The 16,766-nt window shown below is 49.1% G+C and carries 17 protein-coding genes; 1 reads left to right on the forward strand and 16 read right to left on the reverse strand.

Annotated features, from left to right (window positions below; genetic code table 11):
* Nucleotides 1–35 precede the first annotated feature (35 nt).
* From UYI_RS0129365 to UYI_RS0129430, 15 genes are all read right to left on the reverse strand, one after another.
* Complete coding sequence (locus UYI_RS0129365) at nt 36–332, reverse strand: hypothetical protein (RefSeq protein WP_009756723.1); 297 nt, start codon at nt 330–332, stop codon at nt 36–38.
* Between the two features lie 50 nt (nt 333–382).
* Nucleotides 383–700, reverse strand: a complete 318-nt coding sequence (locus UYI_RS0129370) for a chaperone modulator CbpM (RefSeq protein ID WP_016870264.1) — start codon at nt 698–700, stop codon at nt 383–385.
* On the reverse strand, nt 697–888 hold the full coding sequence (locus UYI_RS0129375; RefSeq protein ID WP_016870265.1) for a hypothetical protein: 192 nt from the start codon (nt 886–888) through the stop codon (nt 697–699). Before UYI_RS0129375 ends, UYI_RS0129370 begins: the two co-directional genes overlap by 4 nt.
* 121 nt (nt 889–1,009) lie before the next feature.
* Nucleotides 1,010–2,155 (reverse strand): ABC transporter permease, encoded by a 1,146-nt coding sequence (locus UYI_RS0129380; RefSeq protein WP_016870266.1) that lies wholly within the window; start codon nt 2,153–2,155, stop codon nt 1,010–1,012.
* A gap of 34 nt (nt 2,156–2,189) precedes the next feature.
* Nucleotides 2,190–3,335, reverse strand: coding sequence for an ABC transporter permease (locus tag UYI_RS0129385; protein WP_016870267.1), 1,146 nt, complete (start codon nt 3,333–3,335; stop codon nt 2,190–2,192).
* 5 nt (nt 3,336–3,340) lie between these two features.
* The gene (locus UYI_RS0129390) at nt 3,341–5,320 is read right to left on the reverse strand and encodes an ATP-binding cassette domain-containing protein (RefSeq protein WP_016870268.1); all 1,980 of its coding nucleotides are present in this window, start codon (nt 5,318–5,320) and stop codon (nt 3,341–3,343) included.
* A gap of 11 nt (nt 5,321–5,331) precedes the next feature.
* Nucleotides 5,332–6,630, reverse strand: a complete 1,299-nt coding sequence (locus tag UYI_RS0129395) for an HlyD family secretion protein (RefSeq protein WP_016870269.1) — start codon at nt 6,628–6,630, stop codon at nt 5,332–5,334.
* 164 nt (nt 6,631–6,794) lie between these two features.
* Entirely contained in the window at nt 6,795–6,926 is a 132-nt protein-coding gene (locus UYI_RS39895) for a hypothetical protein (protein ID WP_268742355.1), read from the reverse strand.
* Nucleotides 6,923–7,918, reverse strand: coding sequence for a DnaJ C-terminal domain-containing protein (locus tag UYI_RS0129400; protein ID WP_016870270.1), 996 nt, complete (start codon nt 7,916–7,918; stop codon nt 6,923–6,925). The genes UYI_RS39895 and UYI_RS0129400 overlap by 4 nt, the downstream gene beginning before the upstream one ends.
* 144 nt (nt 7,919–8,062) lie before the next feature.
* Nucleotides 8,063–9,010, reverse strand: a complete 948-nt coding sequence (locus UYI_RS0129405; protein WP_016870271.1) for a YfdX family protein — start codon at nt 9,008–9,010, stop codon at nt 8,063–8,065.
* Nucleotides 9,011–9,066: 56 nt separating this feature from the next.
* On the reverse strand, nt 9,067–9,960 hold the full coding sequence (locus UYI_RS0129410) for a YfdX family protein (RefSeq protein WP_009756727.1): 894 nt from the start codon (nt 9,958–9,960) through the stop codon (nt 9,067–9,069).
* 96 nt (nt 9,961–10,056) lie between these two features.
* The gene (locus UYI_RS0129415; RefSeq protein ID WP_016870273.1) at nt 10,057–10,602 is read right to left on the reverse strand and encodes an HdeD family acid-resistance protein; all 546 of its coding nucleotides are present in this window, start codon (nt 10,600–10,602) and stop codon (nt 10,057–10,059) included.
* Nucleotides 10,603–10,678: 76 nt separating this feature from the next.
* Nucleotides 10,679–11,449, reverse strand: a complete 771-nt coding sequence (locus tag UYI_RS0129420) for a ChaB family protein (RefSeq protein ID WP_016870274.1) — start codon at nt 11,447–11,449, stop codon at nt 10,679–10,681.
* Between the two features lie 93 nt (nt 11,450–11,542).
* Nucleotides 11,543–13,438, reverse strand: coding sequence for a molecular chaperone DnaK (gene dnaK / locus UYI_RS0129425; RefSeq protein ID WP_016870275.1), 1,896 nt, complete (start codon nt 13,436–13,438; stop codon nt 11,543–11,545).
* Nucleotides 13,439–13,786: 348 nt separating this feature from the next.
* Nucleotides 13,787–14,227, reverse strand: a complete 441-nt coding sequence (locus UYI_RS0129430; RefSeq protein ID WP_016870276.1) for an Hsp20/alpha crystallin family protein — start codon at nt 14,225–14,227, stop codon at nt 13,787–13,789.
* A gap of 493 nt (nt 14,228–14,720) precedes the next feature.
* On the opposite strand from UYI_RS0129430, the gene UYI_RS0129435 reads away from it, so the two are divergent.
* Complete coding sequence (locus UYI_RS0129435; protein ID WP_016870277.1) at nt 14,721–16,571, forward strand: response regulator; 1,851 nt, start codon at nt 14,721–14,723, stop codon at nt 16,569–16,571.
* A gap of 36 nt (nt 16,572–16,607) precedes the next feature.
* Here UYI_RS0129435 and UYI_RS37365 read toward each other — a convergent pair whose 3' ends face one another.
* Nucleotides 16,608–16,757 (reverse strand): hypothetical protein, encoded by a 150-nt coding sequence (locus UYI_RS37365; RefSeq protein ID WP_162140430.1) that lies wholly within the window; start codon nt 16,755–16,757, stop codon nt 16,608–16,610.
* Between the last annotated feature and the right edge of the window lie 9 nt (nt 16,758–16,766).

Here is a 16,766-nt window from a genome sequence, read left to right on the forward strand (position 1 = left end):
TCCAGACGGCGACAAAATCATGCCTAAAAGCCTTCTTAGCCTTTTGTAACAACTTCATCCGATTGTTGCAGCCCCTGCAAATACTGCTGTCCTTTAGCTGTGATTTTGCCGCGAATGAAGTGAATTGGTTCAGGTAAAATCGCAAAGGCGGCGTAGGCTCCTGGAGTAAATTCTCCGGTAATAAATCCCTTTTCATGCAGATAATCCAGGTGAAACACCAGGTCATATTCATCTCCGAATAAGTGAGCAATATCTTTTTCTTCAAACCCTGCTTCACCCTGTTCAGCAGCGATTTCCAATACTTGTTGAACAATGTTGCGATTGAGTTGCATGGTTCACTTCCTTGATTGATGTCAGTATCCTGTTGTTTCAAGTCAGCACGTTAATTCCTGGTTCTCAACTCTGTTTGATAAGCACGCAGTTGTGCCTTGAGTTGGGCAATCTCCGCTGCCATATCCAGCACCATCGCAGCCCCTACTAAATTCAGTCCCAAATCGCGACGCAAGCGCTGAATCTGCACCACGCGGACGAGATCCTGGCGGCGCAGCATGGTGCCTGTTGGTTCCACCAGACCTAACGTCACAAATTGCTCAATGAGTGGCACTGAGGTTTGGGTAAAGTAAGCGGCTTGCTCAAAGCTGTAGAGGCGATCGCCCCCATTAGACCAAACCACTCGTGAAAGTCCCATGCTAGTGGTCATAGATGCACCTCCGCGATCGCACCTCGAGGATTAAAACTGCTGACCTGCTGCAATTTTTCATAGCATTCTCTTTCCTGCACACTCAGTTCTTTGGGGATGACAACTTTCAGCCGCACTAGCAAATCCGTCTGGTTGCCTTTCGGGTCACACCAGCCTTTGCCGCTTCCAGGCGAATTGGGATTTCTCAAACTAAATTATTCTCTTCAAATCTGTAGAAAAAATGAGGGAGTAGTCTGCTTGCCCAACAATGCTTGCACCAATAATGAGGATATCTGCTGAATCGTTTATCATCGTTACACAAAAATAGCCTTAAACTAATTGACGGCGGAATTGCCAAGTGCTGGTTGTGAGTAAGACCGCTGCAAAAAACATTAAGACCAGAGCATTACTCCATAACACTTCCAAGCCTACCCCACGTAATAAAATTCCGCGCACTATTTGGATGTAGTGATAGAGCGGGTTGATGTGGCTGAGAGTCCGAAAAAATGCAGGCATACTTTCAGTAGCAGACAATGCGCCCGAAAGCATGACTAATGGCGAGTTAATAAAAAATGAAGTGAGAATCGTTTGTCGTTTATTGCTGGAAATCGTTGCTAAAAGCATCCCGATACTGATGCCAATTAAGACATAAATACTGGAAAGCAACATAAACAGCAATATACTACCCCGGAAGGGTACGTGAAAAATGTAACGGGCGATCGCCAATGCTAGCAACACATCTGCCAACAACAATGCAAATAGAGGAATCACCTTTGCCAGCAAGATTTCTAGGGCATTTGCAGGAGTCATCAACACTTGCTCCAGAGTCCCTTCGTCCTTTTCTCGGACTGCTTCCACCGCTGATGCTAAGGAACTTACGAGGGTTAATACTGTTCCCATGACTCCTGGAACGAAAAACCAGCTGCTTTCCAATCCAGGATTGTAGCGAAAGATGACGTGTGGCTCGATGGTAAGGGCAATTGGAACAGGGGCAATCCGACGGTTATAATTGCTAATAATTTGTGACACATAGCCATTGGCAACCCCAGCGGTGTAGGCATTGACTCCATCAATAAAGACCTGAACATCAGCAGATTGGTTGCGTCTGAGGGTTGTGTTAAAGTCAGGAGGAATTATAATTCCAACATCAATTTCGCCTTGACGAACTTGCTCGATCAAAGTAGTGCGATCGCCCGCTTGCGTGTGAATTTCAAACACCTGATTTGCGGTAAAGGCAGCAATTAATTCCCGGCTTTCGGGCACATGAGCATAGTCTAAAACTCCGAGCTGAAGATGGTTAACTTCGGGACTGACTGCAAAGCCAAAAATCAGGAGTTGTAGAATCGGCGAAACGGTGAGTAGAAAAATGAGCTGCTTATTTCGTCGAATTTGGGCGACTTCCTTGCGAATCAAGGCAATTAGTCGAACATTAAAAAAGCGAAAAAACTGTTGTACCTGAAAAACTGGATGTTTCATAGTCCTCCATTCTTTGATGGATTGATAGAATGGATTAATCAGACAGTTGCATTTGACGAATGCCCCACCAGGTGATTGCAAATTCCACCACAGCTAGTAGCAACAATACTACAGGCACAAACCAGATGCCTACCCAGCCTGTGCCACGGACAAAGGCATCACGCACCAGCTCCAGGTAGTAACGAGCAGGCACAACATAAGAAATGAGGGAAAGGGGGAAAGGAATATTGCTGAGCGGAAAGATGAATCCAGACAGCAGTAGTGCCGTCATGAATTTCACTGTTGCGACTCCTTGAACAGCGGCACTTTGTGTTTGGGTTCGGGTGCCAATCAAAATGCCAAGCTGAATGCTGGAGAAAATAAAAACTGGTGTACCGACCAGTAACGGGGTAGGATCGCCCGCGAACCGAAGTCCCCAAATTATTGCCCCTATGGTCATGATGAAGACCGCTTCTCCGATGCCTACAAGCAAGTAGGCAAGGCTCTTGCCCAGCAGTAGTTCAGTTGCCGTGAGGCTGGACGCATAAACCTGAAGAATGTTGCCTTGTTCCTGTTCCCGTGACATTGCGATCGCCGCCAACAGAGGTGGATAAATTGCCAGAACAATGGCAAAGGCTCCCGGCACAATGTAAAGTGACTCTCGCCGTCCAGGATTAAACCAGAGGCGCGTATGAGGTACAATTCCTGTTTGCTGGGGTAATAAGCCCTGCGTTTCCAGGAAAAATCGATGGGTTGCCAGCAGGCTATTTTTGATGACTCGTGCATTCGCCACATCCGTTCCATCAATAATTACCTGAAGCTGTCCTGTTCGCCCTGCTTTCACATCATTGGCAAACCCAGGTGGAATAATGACTGCTGCTCTGGCACTGCCGCGATCAACGGGGTCGAGACGATTTGGATGTCCTGAATCCTTTAGAAAAGGGGCACAAAGAGGTTCAACCATTGCCCAAGGAACCGCAACAAATTGGTTGGTGGCAAAAATTCGCTCAATGTAGCTGCGACTCTGAGGGGTGTTGTCCAGATCGCGCACAGTCAGCGGAATGTTTTTGATTTCCAGCCGAATAGCAAACCCGTAAATTAATAGGGTAATGAGCGGCAAGAAAAATGCCAGCGCCACCGTGAGGCGATCGCGTCGAAATTGCACTAGTTCTTTGACACATTGATTCCAGACGCGTCTCATGGTTGTTATCCTCTTTTCTTCTTTGCCCGCTGTACAATGCCAATAAAGGCATCTTCGAGAGAGAATGGAATCGTTCGCCAAGACAACACGGTGATGTTTATGGATTGTAGCCAAGACAGCACGTTTGCCAGATCGGAATCAGTGTCGTTTAATACGACATGAAGGCGATCGCCAAATAACGACACTCGCCACGGTTCCAGCACCTGCTTTAATCCATCGGCAGCCCTCTGAGCATCTGAAACTTGCAGTTCGATCAGTTGCCCTGGTTGCTCCGCCTTAATTTGGCTTGGCGACCCCTGCGCGACCATTTCTCCTGCCACCATAAACCCGATGCGATGGCAGTGTTCCGCTTCTTCCAGGTAGTGCGTGGTGACTAGCACAGCCGTTCCTGCCCTGGCAAAAGCTTCGATAAAACGCCAAAACTGTCGTCGTGCCAGTGGATCGACTCCCGATGTCGGTTCATCCAAAAACAGAATTTCGGGTTCGTGCAGCACGGATGCACCAAAGGCAACCCGCTGTTTCCAGCCCCCTGGTAATTTTTTGGTTAATAGGGTTTCTCGCCCCAACAGCCCACAGATTTCTAACACCCATTGAATGCGATCGCGCTGCAATGAACGTGGCACCCCATAGACCCCACAGTAGAATTCTAGATTCTCTTGAATGGTGAGGTCATTGTACAGCGTAAATTTTTGGCTCATGTATCCCAATCGCTGCCGCAGTTCCTGGCGACGCAATTGTCCTGTTTGCCCAGCCAGAGTGACCGTTCCCTGAGTGGGTGCAAGCAAGCCACACAGCATTTTAATGGTGGTAGTTTTTCCTGCTCCGTTTGCCCCTAACAAACCATAGATTTCGCCATAGCGAACTTGTAAATTAACACCATTGACCGCATGAAACGTGCCGAAGATTTTGTGGAGGTTGGTCACTCCAATGGCAATGGGTGCCTCTGGTTGAAATAAGGATGCAGAACGATGAGGCTGAGACGGACGTGGAAAAGGAATAAACGGCGGGTCTGATCCTTGCTGCCGCAGCCGTGTCACAAACACATTTTCCAGCGTCGGTTCACTCACCTGGATTTCTGCCGATTGCTGAGCCTGAGTTAATAACCGGGAAACGTGAGCCACTGCCGCTTCAGCTTGGGGAACTAGCACATCCAGGCGATCGCCAAATGTTTGCACATCCTGAATCGTTTGTTCTCTCTGCTTGGTGGCATTCCATAGGATCGTTTCGCAGGCTTTTAGGTCTGTCGCTCGCACTTCCAAGCGGGCTAATCCTAAACTCGATCGCAACTCAGCAGGTGTCCCCATTTGTTGTATCTGTCCGTCATACATGAGGGCCACCCGATGGCAGCGTTCTGCTTCATCCAGATAGGGCGTTGCCACCACCATTGTTACCCCTTCCTGAGACAAGGCCGCCAGCACATCCCAAAACTCACGCCGCGATACGGGGTCTACTCCGGTTGTCGGTTCATCCAGCAGTAACACATCGGGTTGAGCAATCAGGGCACAGCACAACGCTAGTTTTTGCTTCATACCGCCCGATAGCTGACCTGCAAGGCGATCGCTAAAGCGTTCTAGATCCATCAACCGCAAATACTTGACTCGGCGTTGGGCAAAGTGATCGGGGTTGACATTGCGTAACCCTGCCATGTAGCGGAGGTTTTCATCAATACTCAAATCGAGGTAAAGGGAAAACTGTTGGGTCAGATATCCAGTTCTGAGTCGCATCTGACGGGGCGATCGCCCCAAAATTTGCACTGTTCCCTCTGTGGCTTGCATCACGCCTGCCAGGATGTGAAAGGTTGTAGTTTTACCCGCACCATCAGGACCAATCAACCCGAAGATCTCTCCAGGCTTGACCTCAAAACTAATATTGTTAACAGCAGTAAAACGCCCGTACCGTTTAGATAATCCTTGAACTTGGATGACGGGTTCAATGGTTGCACCTCGAAGCCGTTCAGCCGAATGCATCGCACTCGCCAATCGCATGAGTTTTGCTCCTAGTTTAATTGGATTTCAGCATCGGCAGGCATTCCCGGTTTGGCTAAACCATCGGGAGTCGCAATGCTGATTTTGACTCCAAATACTTGTTCAACTCGATCGTTGCGGAAATAGATGTTTTCAGGGGTAAAGGAGGCTTCTGTGTCGATCGCAGCCACATGAGCAGCAAGCGGTTGCTCAGGAGCCGAATCTAAATAAACCCTAGCTGCTTGACCGACGCGTATCTGTCCAATCTCACCTTCTGGAATAAATCCACGCAAGTAAACTGTGTTTGGGTTAATCACGGTTAACAGCGTTTTTCCACTGCTAACTACGGTACCCGGTTCCACACTCCGTGCTGTGACAATCCCATCAATGGGGCTGGTAATCGTCAGGTCATTGACCTGCGCTAAAATCCGCTGACGTTCCGCGGCAACTTGCCGGACGGTGGCTTGGGCAGCCTCCCATTGGGATCGCGCGATTGCCAATTGCTCTTGCAATCCTTGCAGGCGGGTTTGGCGAATATTAGGATTGAGGCGAGTCGTTTGTACGGACGTGAGATCTCCCTGAGCTGCATTGACTTGTCGTCGAGCCGTCTCTACGGCAGCTTGCTGTGCCCGCAAGGTGGCTTGAGCTGTTTCTAATGCCGTTTGCGCTTGGTCAAGTTGTTGCTGGCTGTAGGCTCCTTCCTGGTGCAATTTCATCGCGCGATCGTGTTCAATCTGCGCCAGGTTTAACGCAGACTCGGCTTGTTCCTGTTGTGCCTGAGCTTGCTGCCACTGTGCTTGGGCAGCAGCAAGTGCCGATCGCGCCTGCGTGATTCGGCCTTGGGTATCTTCTTGTGCCTGTTCCAGATTAAGCTGGGCTTCTTCAATCTGGCTTTGAATGACATTGATCTGCCCTTGTGCTTGGTTGACCTGCTGTTGAGCGGCTGCTAGTCGCGCTTCTGCTGCCTGGAGCTGTGCCTGAATTTCTGAATCATCGAGTTTAGCAAGCACCTGTCCTATTCGGACGCGATCGCCCTCGCGTACCGTTACAATCATGACCCGTCCAGGTACTTTAGTACCAATATCCGTTTCATAGCCTTCAATCCGACCGCTCACTTCCAACACCGTTGAAGGGCTGGAAGAATGAAACCCAAAGTACCAAGCTGGAATGGCAACTGTCACAAGGGTTAATCCCGCAATCCCTAACCACCAGGGCAGCGATCGATGGGTAAGTTTTGCCTTTGGTAAAGCGACAGAATTTGCCTGCTCGGATGCTGATTGGTCTGCTGATGTATCTGAGGCTGGCTCGGTTGGAGAGAATATTTTGGTCATAATGCCTCGCGTGATCACAGGTTTTAATTAAGCGATCAAAAGCAGTTCAGATTAGAAATATCTATTCCTCTAAGTTGCGACTGGGTTGCTAATACTGAGTCAATATCGTGCGATAAAGTCTGATTCTTTAGATAAGGATTCTGTGAGTCATTAAGTTGTAATGCTCAATTTCTGGTCGTTTGGTTCAAATTCCTGAAATCAAAGGTTTGGGTAAAGTAAGCGGCTTGCTCAAAGCTGTAGAGGCGATTGCCCCCATTAGACCAAACCACCCGTGAAAGTCCCATGCTAGTGGTCATAGATGCACCTCCGCGATCGCACCTCGAGGATCAAAACTGCTGACCTGCTGCAACTTTTCATAGCATTCTCTTTCCTGCACACTCAGTTCTTTCGGGGTGACAATTTTCAGCCGCACTAGCAAATCCGTCCGGTTGCCTTTGGGATCGCGCCAGCCTTTACCGCGTAACCTCAAGGTTTGTCCAGAATCCACGCCAGGGGGGATGCTCATCGTTACCTTTCCGTCCGGCGTTGGAACTTTTATTTGGGCACCAAGCACAGCTTCTGCCGGACTAATCGGGATTTCACAAATTAAATTATTTCCTTCAAATCTGTAGAAAGAATGAGGCAGTAACTCAATAGTAAGATATAAATCTCCCCGCTGCTGGCTAAAGGGGCTGATCTGCCCTTTGCCCTTTACCCGAATCCGGCTGCCGGATTTTGCCCCGGCTGGAATGCGAACAGTAACCGTTTCATCCCCGATTTGCAACCGTTTTTGGGTGCCGTGAAAGGCTTCGGAAAGGGTGAGGGCGATCGCGGCTTCTGTATCTTGGGCAGGCATTTCCACAAAACGGCTGAAGGGATCGTCCCCAAAGTCCACGTATTCTCGGAATCCCTCTGGCCCCGTTGTTGTCCGATAGGTATATACCCGTCGCCCAGCACCACCGCCGCGCCCAAAGCGTCCCAGCAGTTCGTTAATAAAGTCATCAAAACTGCTGTACTGTCCAAAATCCATTCCTTCAAAGCCAGCTCCACCCGGCGGGGGTGTACCCGCAGCGGCTTGCTTCCAATATTGCCCAAACTGGTCGTATTTCTGTCGCTTTTCTGGATCAGAAAGCACTTCGTGGGCTTCGTTGATCTCTTTGAAGCGAGCTTCTGCCTCTTGATCACCTGGATTTAAGTCTGGGTGATACTTGCGTGCCAGTTTGCGATAGGCTTTCTTGATTTCCTCTGGCGTTGCGGTTTTACTGACTCCCAGGATGTTGTAATAGTCTTTGAAATCAGTGGTAGCCATGGATACCTCTCAAGACGGAGTTTCCGATAAAGCTAGGAAAAATAAAGGAGGTTGACCAGAATGGGCACATATTAGACTCGCTAAGCTGGTTAGGGTCAAAAGTTCAGAATCGAATCTTTGCGAGCTTATTTTTAAACACGCTTTTTAGGCAGCCTGCTTAACCTCAGAAACTCGATTAAAGAAGCTAGAGAACTTGTCTTGTAGTTTAGCGAAGGCGCTGGCAGTTTTCTCGTTTGCTCGCAATTGTCGCTGGATATCTTTAATGGCTTGATCCAGTTCAGCGTAGTCGGGATCGCGCCGGGCGTATCCCAATTCTTTTGCCAGTTGTAGATAATTCCGTGCGTCTTCTAAGAGTCGCCCAGCATCACTTCGATCAAGATCGGCAACAGCAACAGCACCAAGGAGTTTTGTGTGAGCCTCAATCAATGGAATCGGTCGTGCTTGTTCAGTGATCACTAAGGTAGAAAGTGTCTTTTGCAAAACCTCTTTTGCCGCTTCTGCTTGTTTCTCGTTTAGCAATCGCGCTGCCTGTTTCATGGCATCTGGATAAGTGGCGAGAGGTAGGTTGAACGTTACGGTGCGAATTTCACTCATCAAATTGTTGAGTAGTTCTCGCGCAGCTGGGAAATCTTCAGCATTAATGGCACTTTTAATTTGATTCCGAAGACGTTGAACGGTATCTAAGTCCAGTGGTGCGACATCAATCACAGCGACTTGAGTGAATGCTGGCACCAACCCTAACTCAGGGTAGCGGGCTAAAAGTATATCTAGCTTGCCCGTTGCCCGCTCTAGAGCTTGTAATGCATCTTGAGTTTTGCCCTCAGCAATTGCCGCGATCGCCTTGCGTGTTTCTTCTATGGCAGCGATCGCTTCTTGATCTAGACGGCTCTCAGCCTCATCCAGTGCTGCCTGTTTTTCCTTTTCAATTTCTTGCTGAAGGCTGGAATCAGGTTGATTGATGCTCTCAAGATTGGACGTATCAGAGATAGCAGCCGCACTCGCCATCCAAGTGGGAGTGATGAGTAATAGCCAGAAAACTAAAAAACCTACCACCAAAGTCTGCAACTTCTTCAGGACATTAAGTTGATTCATGATTTTTCAACAAAGATACAGGAACGTAGAGGATAAAAAAACTGCTTTCTTCTGTGTTAATTAGCTTGAGAATTTGTGGCTTGTTGACCTTCTTGTACAGACTTGCTGACTTTCTCTGATCGCCGTTTTAGGAAACTGGAGAACTGTTCCCGAAGTTTGGCAAATGGTCCTTCTGTTGAGTCCTTTGCTCTCACTTGCCGCTCAATATCCTTAATCATCCGCTGCAACTCTTTGTAGTCGGTATTGCTGCTAACATATCCCAATTCTTTTGCCCGATTGAGTTGGGTGCGACTCTCTTTCAGCAACTTCAAAATTTTATCCTGATCCTGCTCTGTCATGGTCTGCGACTTGTTTTTGGCAAGTGCAGATGCTGCAACTAAGTTGGCAAGTCCAACGATCAATGGAATTGGTCGAGATTGTTCAGTTACAACCAGAGTTGAGAGTGCCAGTTTCAACTCTGTTCGCGCTTCATCAATCTGTCCTCGCTCCAACAATCGGGCTGCCTCTTTCATTGCATCTGGATAGGTTTCTAAAGGCAAATTGACTGTGGTTGTGCGAATCTCGCTCGTCAAGTTATGCAATAGGGCACGAGCATTGGGAAAATCATCGACATCTGTGGCGACCTTCGCAGCAGCACGAATTTCTGCAATGATGTCAAAGTCCAGCGGAGCCAAATCAAGGACTGTGACTTGAGACGAGATTGGGATAAGCGAGAGGTTAGGATACCGTGCCAGCAGAATATCTAGCTTTCCAGTTGCCCGTTCTAGGGCTTGGATGGCATCTGGGGTTTTACCCTCATCGATTGCGGTGATGGCATTGCGAGTTTCGGCGATCGCCGCGATTGCTTCCTGATCGACACGCTTTTCAGCTTCAGTTGTTGCCTCCTGTCTTTCCTTCTCAATCTCCTGATGAGCTTGAACGTCAGACTGAATGATGTTTGCAAGAGTCATGAGCAAATCTCCTATTAGTTGTAACTTACTTCTTGAAGCGTTCCAGAGTGAGAGGGAGGCAAGTTCTTGCCTCAAATTATCATGAATGATTGCCTCCTAGCTGATCTGCTTGCGAACTGCCAGAGGCAGCATAATCATCCAGATTCCGGTAAACAAAAAACTAGTTCCTGCGTAGACTCCCAGTAACCAAGTTGCACTGCTGGGCCATTGATACAGAATTAAGACGCTCAGAATTATGGACAGGATGCCACTGAACAATAGCCAAATCCAGTTACCGTCTGGGCGCACTTTAAATGCGGCAATCACCTCTAAGATCCCCTCAACCAAAATGAGGCTTCCTAGGACGAGGGTAAAGGTGAGGGCCGCTCCAAAAACATTAGTAATCAGCAAAATCCAGGCGAGGACATAGAAAAGCCCAACCAGTAGCTTGAGCCAGAAGCCTTTTTGTCTGCGGGATTGAACTGCCTGAACGATCCGAACAATACCTACAATTAACAAAAACCAGGTCAGCGCGATCGCCACTGCGATCGTGGCAACGAACGGTTCTAAAATTGCTCCAACCCCGAGCAGAACCATCACAACACCTAATGCAATTGACCAGCTTGAGCTTTGTTGAATTTCATCTGCTGTGTCAGTATTCATTGTCTGTTTCCCATCAAGTCAAGTAAGGAGCCGTTTGGAATTGATCCAGTTGGTATTGAGTCGAACCCCAGGGAAGCTAACTTGCTTTGCGTTTAGAAAAGATGCCCTTGTCGTCGCGATCGAATAATTGCTTGATGCGCTCCCAGGCTGTTTTTAAAGCATTGGTTTTCTCTGGAGATTCGCTGAGGGACTGGTTATAGGTTTCCACAAAGGTTTGCTGTGCCTCTTCTGACAAATCCGCCTTGATCTCTGGCGAAATTTGGTCACTGCCCGTCAATTCGCCTTCTGGCTCATGGGGCAACTGCATATCTGTAATGGCAACTTCTTCACCTCCTGCACTTTGTAAGAGCAGGAAGATCTCGCCTGATTTTTCTTCGGGAACTTCTACGACCAGTAAAAATTCACCCGCCTGCACGCGCGTTTGATAAATGGCAGCCTTGTCTTGGGGCATTCCCAATGAGATGAGCGCAGAGCCTAACCCTGCACCCAGCGCCCCGTAGAGGGCACCACTAGTCGCTCCCAGTAAAGCCGCACCGAGTGGTCCTGCTGCTACGACTGCACCTAAAAAGGGAATAAACAGCACACCGACCCCAGTAAGTAGGCTTAAAACGGAGCCAAATAGGGAACCATACAGCGCACCGCTGGCCAGACCATCCAAGATTACGTCCTTTTTGGTCAAAAAACCAGTAATACGGGCTTCCGATTGGAAGTTGCGTCCAATAATGGAGATACGCTCTTTGGGCACACCGCGATCAAGCAGGCGTTGGACAGCATCCTGTAACTTTTTTTCATCTTTGAAAGTGGCGGAAACGCACTTCTCTGGGGGTTTAGCAAAGGCTGAAGTCATGATTATCACTCCTGGTGGTTTTGGACGTTAAGAGAATGAACCACAGAGTCACGGAGGGCACTGAGTTTTTTTGCTGCCTCTGTCGTGTTGGAGTTATTGCTGGTCTACAAAGTCAGCGTCGATAACATCTTCACCGCTGCTGCTCGTGCTGCTAGTGGAACTGCCACCGTCTGCGGTGCCGCCACTGGCTTGGGAATAGACCGCGCTGCCAATTTGCATGAGTGCCTGCTGAATGTCGTTGGTGAGGGATTTCATCCGATCGTAGTTTTCTTGCTCGATCGCGGTTCGCAAGTCTTGAATCATCCCTTCCAGGCGAGTTTTGTCTGCGGCGGGGACTTTATCGCCCAAGTCTTTGAGTTGCTTCTCGGCTTGATAAGCAACCGAATCAGCATTGTTTTTGGTGTCAATTTGTTCACGGCGGCGGCGATCGGCTTCGGCGTTGCGTTCGGCTTCTTTCACCATTTTCTCGACTTCTGATTTATCGAGCGTAGAGGCACCTGTAATCGTGATCGACTGCTGCTTGCCAGTGGCTTTGTCTTTGGCAGAGACAGAGAGAATACCGTTCGCATCAATGTCAAAGGTGACTTCAATTTGCGGGATGCCACGCGGTGCAGGAGGAATACCGTCGAGTCGGAAGGTTCCCAGGCTCTTGTTGTCGGATGCCATTTCCCGTTCGCCTTGCAGAACATGGATTTCCACATTGGTTTGTCCATCGGCAGCAGTTGAAAACACCTCCGACTTTTTGACTGGAATGGTGGTGTTGCGAGGGATAATTTTGGTCATCACGCCACCCAGGGTTTCTACCCCTAAAGACAATGGTGTGACATCCAATAGCAACACGTCTTTGACATCACCTGCCAATACCCCCGCTTGGATGGCCGCACCTACAGCAACAACCTCGTCCGGGTTCACGCCCTGACAGGGTTCTTTTCCGGTCATTTGCCGCACTAATTGCTGCACTGCTGGAATGCGAGTCGAACCACCCACCAGCACAACTTCATCAATGTTGCTAGCAGTGAGTTTGGCATCGCGTAATGCTTGATCAACGGGTTTGCGGCAGCGATCGAGCAGGTCACTACACAATTGCTCAAACTGACCTCTGGTCAAGGTCACATCCAGGTGCTTCGGTCCGTCCTGGGTAGCTGTGATGAATGGTAAATTAATCTGCGTTTGAGTCGCTCCCGACAGTTCAATCTTGGCTTTTTCTGCTGCCTCTGTCAGCCGTTGCAAAGCCTGCTTGTCTTTGCGTAAATCAACGCCCTCATTGCGCTGAAATTCAGTGGCAAGCCAATCCACGATCTTTTTATCAAAGTCATCTCCACCCAAGTGGGTATCACCACTGGTGGATTTGACCTCGAACACGCCATCGCCCACTTCCAAAATGGAGACATCAAACGTACCGCCCCCCAGGTCAAACACCAGAATCGTTTCATTACTTTTCTTATCCAAACCATAGGCCAGTGCTGCTGCTGTTGGCTCGTTGATAATTCGCAGAACTTCAATACCCGCAATCCGTCCAGCGTCTTTGGTGGCTTGTCGTTGCGAGTCGTTGAAGTACGCTGGAACAGTAATCACGGCTTGGGTGACAGGTTCACCCAAATACTTGCTAGCATCATTGACCAGTTTACGCAGCACTTCGGCAGAGATTTCTTCTGGTGCGAATTGCTTTTTCAAAATTGGGCAGTCAAGTTTGACATTGCCATTACTGTCTCGCAATACCTTGTAAGAAACTTGTTTGGCTTCCTCGGTGACTTCATCATACTTGCGTCCAATAAATCGTTTCACCGAGTAAAAAGTATTGTCGGGGTTCATCACTGCCTGCCGTCGGGCAATTTGTCCAACGAGCTTGTCGCCTGTTTTGGTGAATGCTACAACCGATGGCGTGGTTCGGCTGCCTTCGGCATTAGCAATGACAACGGGTTGTCCTGCTTCCATCACTGCCACGCAGGAGTTTGTTGTTCCTAAATCGATGCCAACGACTTTTGCCATCGTTTGTTTCCTCCACTATTCCAAATTGTCCTAAAACGGTTTATGGCGCGATCAACGGAGCCTGAAGAGCCTGATTTCAGCTTTTTGGGGTGCCTAAAGCTGCGATTATGAGCCGAGGGTAGCTAAACTCTAGTGGACTATAATTTGTAGGTGCAGTTTTAGCTGCAATTTCTTTTCACCAAGCAAGCAGTAGATCCTGTAAATTGATGCCTAGAGAATCACTATATAAAAATAGTGTAGAACTTAATTCAAATTAAAGGGGATCGGTCTTCCAGATGGGAAAAGTCCCTCTTTCCGATCCCCCTTGTGCAGTCAATAGATGAATCACTCAGGATTGACTGCTTTAGATTAACCCAAGTTCACTTTCACAACCTTGTTTTTTTCTTCTTCAGCCTTCGGTAAGGTGAGTTTCAGAATGCCATCCTTGTACTCAGCCTGAACGTTGGTGTTCTGTACCCGCGCAGGCAATGGAATCACACGCTGAAACTTGCCGTAACGAAATTCCGTGCGAGTCATTCCTTTTTCTTCTGTTTTAGTTTCCGATTTCCGTTCACCCATAATCGAAACAGAGTCTGCCGATACTTGGACGTCCAGATCTTTCGCATCCATACCTGGGACTTCTAGCTTGAGGTGAATCGCATCGGGGGTTTCCTCCATTTCGGCTGCGGGAACAAAGGTTATGCCATTTGCAGTTTCGCGGACGGTCGGCATTAGCTCGTCAAATAGGCGATTCATCTGCCGTTGCAGTGTATCAATTTCCCGAAACGGTTCCCAACGAACGAGTGCCATAGGAATTTACCTCCTGTTATGTCGATACTTGCGATGTTATTGTTTATGCGATCTAATGAACTGTCTCCAACAAGTTATCTGAGTTCGTGGTGCAGGCTTTAGCCTGTCATGACTGAAGTCACTACTACAAACTGTTACTATAAACTGCAAATGTTGAATCTGCCTTGGTGCTGAAACAGGAAACAGAGAACGGGGATTCTCTGGAGTTCTGCACTGAAGATTCAAGATTAAAAGTAAGGAAAAAATCTGAGGACTTTCTGAGGACTGGCTAGATTTGCCTCGCCAATTATTATACTTGGAGAGGAAGTTAAGGGAGCATCCCACGTTTGTCGCCCTCACCCTAAATCTCTCTGCCAAAGCGGGAGAGGGAATTCAATCCGGCTCACCTTATCCTCAAAAGAGAGAAGGGCTTGGGAAAGGAGGGAAAGTAAATCGTTGCTTGGTTTGATCGTAGGAAAATGGAGATAACGGGTAGTAGGATGGCGGCAGAACGATGAAACTGTTGATTATAGATGACGATCACGAAACAACTTCTGGTCTGAGGGCTGTACTTACCACTCAGCAATTGACGCTAGACATTGCGCCGGATGCTCAGACGGCACTAGCACTGCTCCAAACGGTTCCCTACGATTTAATTGTACTGGATGTGATGTTGCCTGATGCAGACGGTATTTCCCTGTGTCGCAGGATTCGGCAACAGCAGCAAACTATCCCGATTTTGCTATTGACAGCGAAGGATGCGGTGGGCGATCGCGTGGCTGGGTTAGAAGCGGGGGCGGATGACTATCTCACCAAGCCTTACGACTCCGCAGAATTGCTGGCGCGAATTCGGGCCTTGCTGCGGCGGGGACAGATCCCTATTACTGAAACCCTGACCTGGGGAGCGTTGCAGGTTGATCCCCAAGGTTGCAAAGTCACCTATCAGGGCAATCCGATTAAGCTAACCCCCAAAGAGTACCGGTTACTAGAACTCTTTTTGCGCTATCCCCACCGGATTTTTGATCGCAAAGCATTGCTCGATCACGCCTGGTCGACTGATGAATGCCCAGGGGAAGAAGCCGTCACTACCCAAATTCGGGGACTACGCCGCAAGCTGGAAGCCGCCGGGCTGCCTAACGACCCGATCGAAACGCTATATGGACTGGGCTATCGCTTACGAGCCTGGCAACCGGATACGCACTCTCAGGAACCCCTTGACGCTGGACAGCAGGAGGCGATCGCCGCCATTGGGCAGATGTGGCAGGAGTTTCAAGGACGACTCCAGGAGCAGTTAAGCCTGCTGGAAGAAGCAAGCAGCAACTTAGCCAACCAAACGCTGACCCCAGCACAACAGCAGCAGGCCCAGTCCATTGCTCATCGGTTGATCGGTTCCCTCAGTGCTTACGGGCAACCAGAGGCAGCGATACTGGCACGACATATTGAGCAAGGATTTGCTGCGCCTCAATCTGCGATCGCCCTTCAATTAACCACCCTGCTACAGCAACTGCGGCAAGCTACTACTCAATCTCCCTTTGCCAATGCTCCTGCAAGCTCAACAGCATCCCAACCGCCGCTGACCCACCGAATTTTGGCGATCGCCCCTGACCCCACCCTGTTGCAATCCCTCCAAACCGAAGCACCCAGTTGGGGATATTACCTGGACACTGCTACCGACCTCACCAGCGCCCGTCAGCAGCTTTTGACCCAAACGCCCGATGCCATTATTCTCGATCTGGACTTCCCAGATACCCAGAACACGGGACTCACTTTCCTGACACAAATTAAACGCCTGGGATCTACACCCGTCCTGATTTTGACCCAGCAAGATGGGTTGAGCAATTCTCCTTCAAAGACGCTACGCGATCGCATTACTGTTGCCCGTCTGGGAGCCGATGCCTACTTGCAAAAATTTGCATCTCCCAGCGATATATGGCGAGTTGTCAATCGCCTGCTGCACCGCTTTGATCCCATCACCGCCAAGCTGCTGATTGTAGATGACGATCCCGACCTGCTGACACGATTGCAGACACAACTGCAATCCTGGGGGTTTCAAGTCACCGGGCTGAGCGATCCCAGCCAGTTCTGGTCGGTGCTGCAAACAACCCGCCCCGATCTGCTGCTGCTAGATGTGTCTATGCCCGAATATAGCGGCATTGACCTGTGCCGAGTGGTTCGCTGCGATGCCCATTGGTACGCCCTGCCCATCCTGTTTCTGTCTGCCCATGCCGATGCCGATACGTTGCATGAAGCCCTGTCAGTCGGAGCCGATGATTACGTCCTCAAGCCGATCACCGAAGCTGATTTAATTCAACGAATTTTAAAACGCCTGGGACGTATAAGTGCTCTGGAGGAGGTACCCGCCTAAAGGTGGGCTGAAGCAAAGAGAATCAATGTGAGTCAGTTATCTACCCGTCTGCATCGAATTCTGCTGCTCGCTTTCCAGACGCATCTGCTCTTTATGAGGGGCGATCGCCTCTTGATACGCCTGAACTGCTGAAGTTCCTGTTTTTCCAGAATCTAACTCACTGAAGGCATCCAGGCGACTATACAAGATTATCAC

Origin of the sequence: Fischerella muscicola PCC 7414, from assembly GCF_000317205.1 — a bacterium.
In the GTDB taxonomy this organism is placed as follows: Bacteria; Cyanobacteriota; Cyanobacteriia; order Cyanobacteriales; family Nostocaceae; genus Fischerella; species Fischerella muscicola.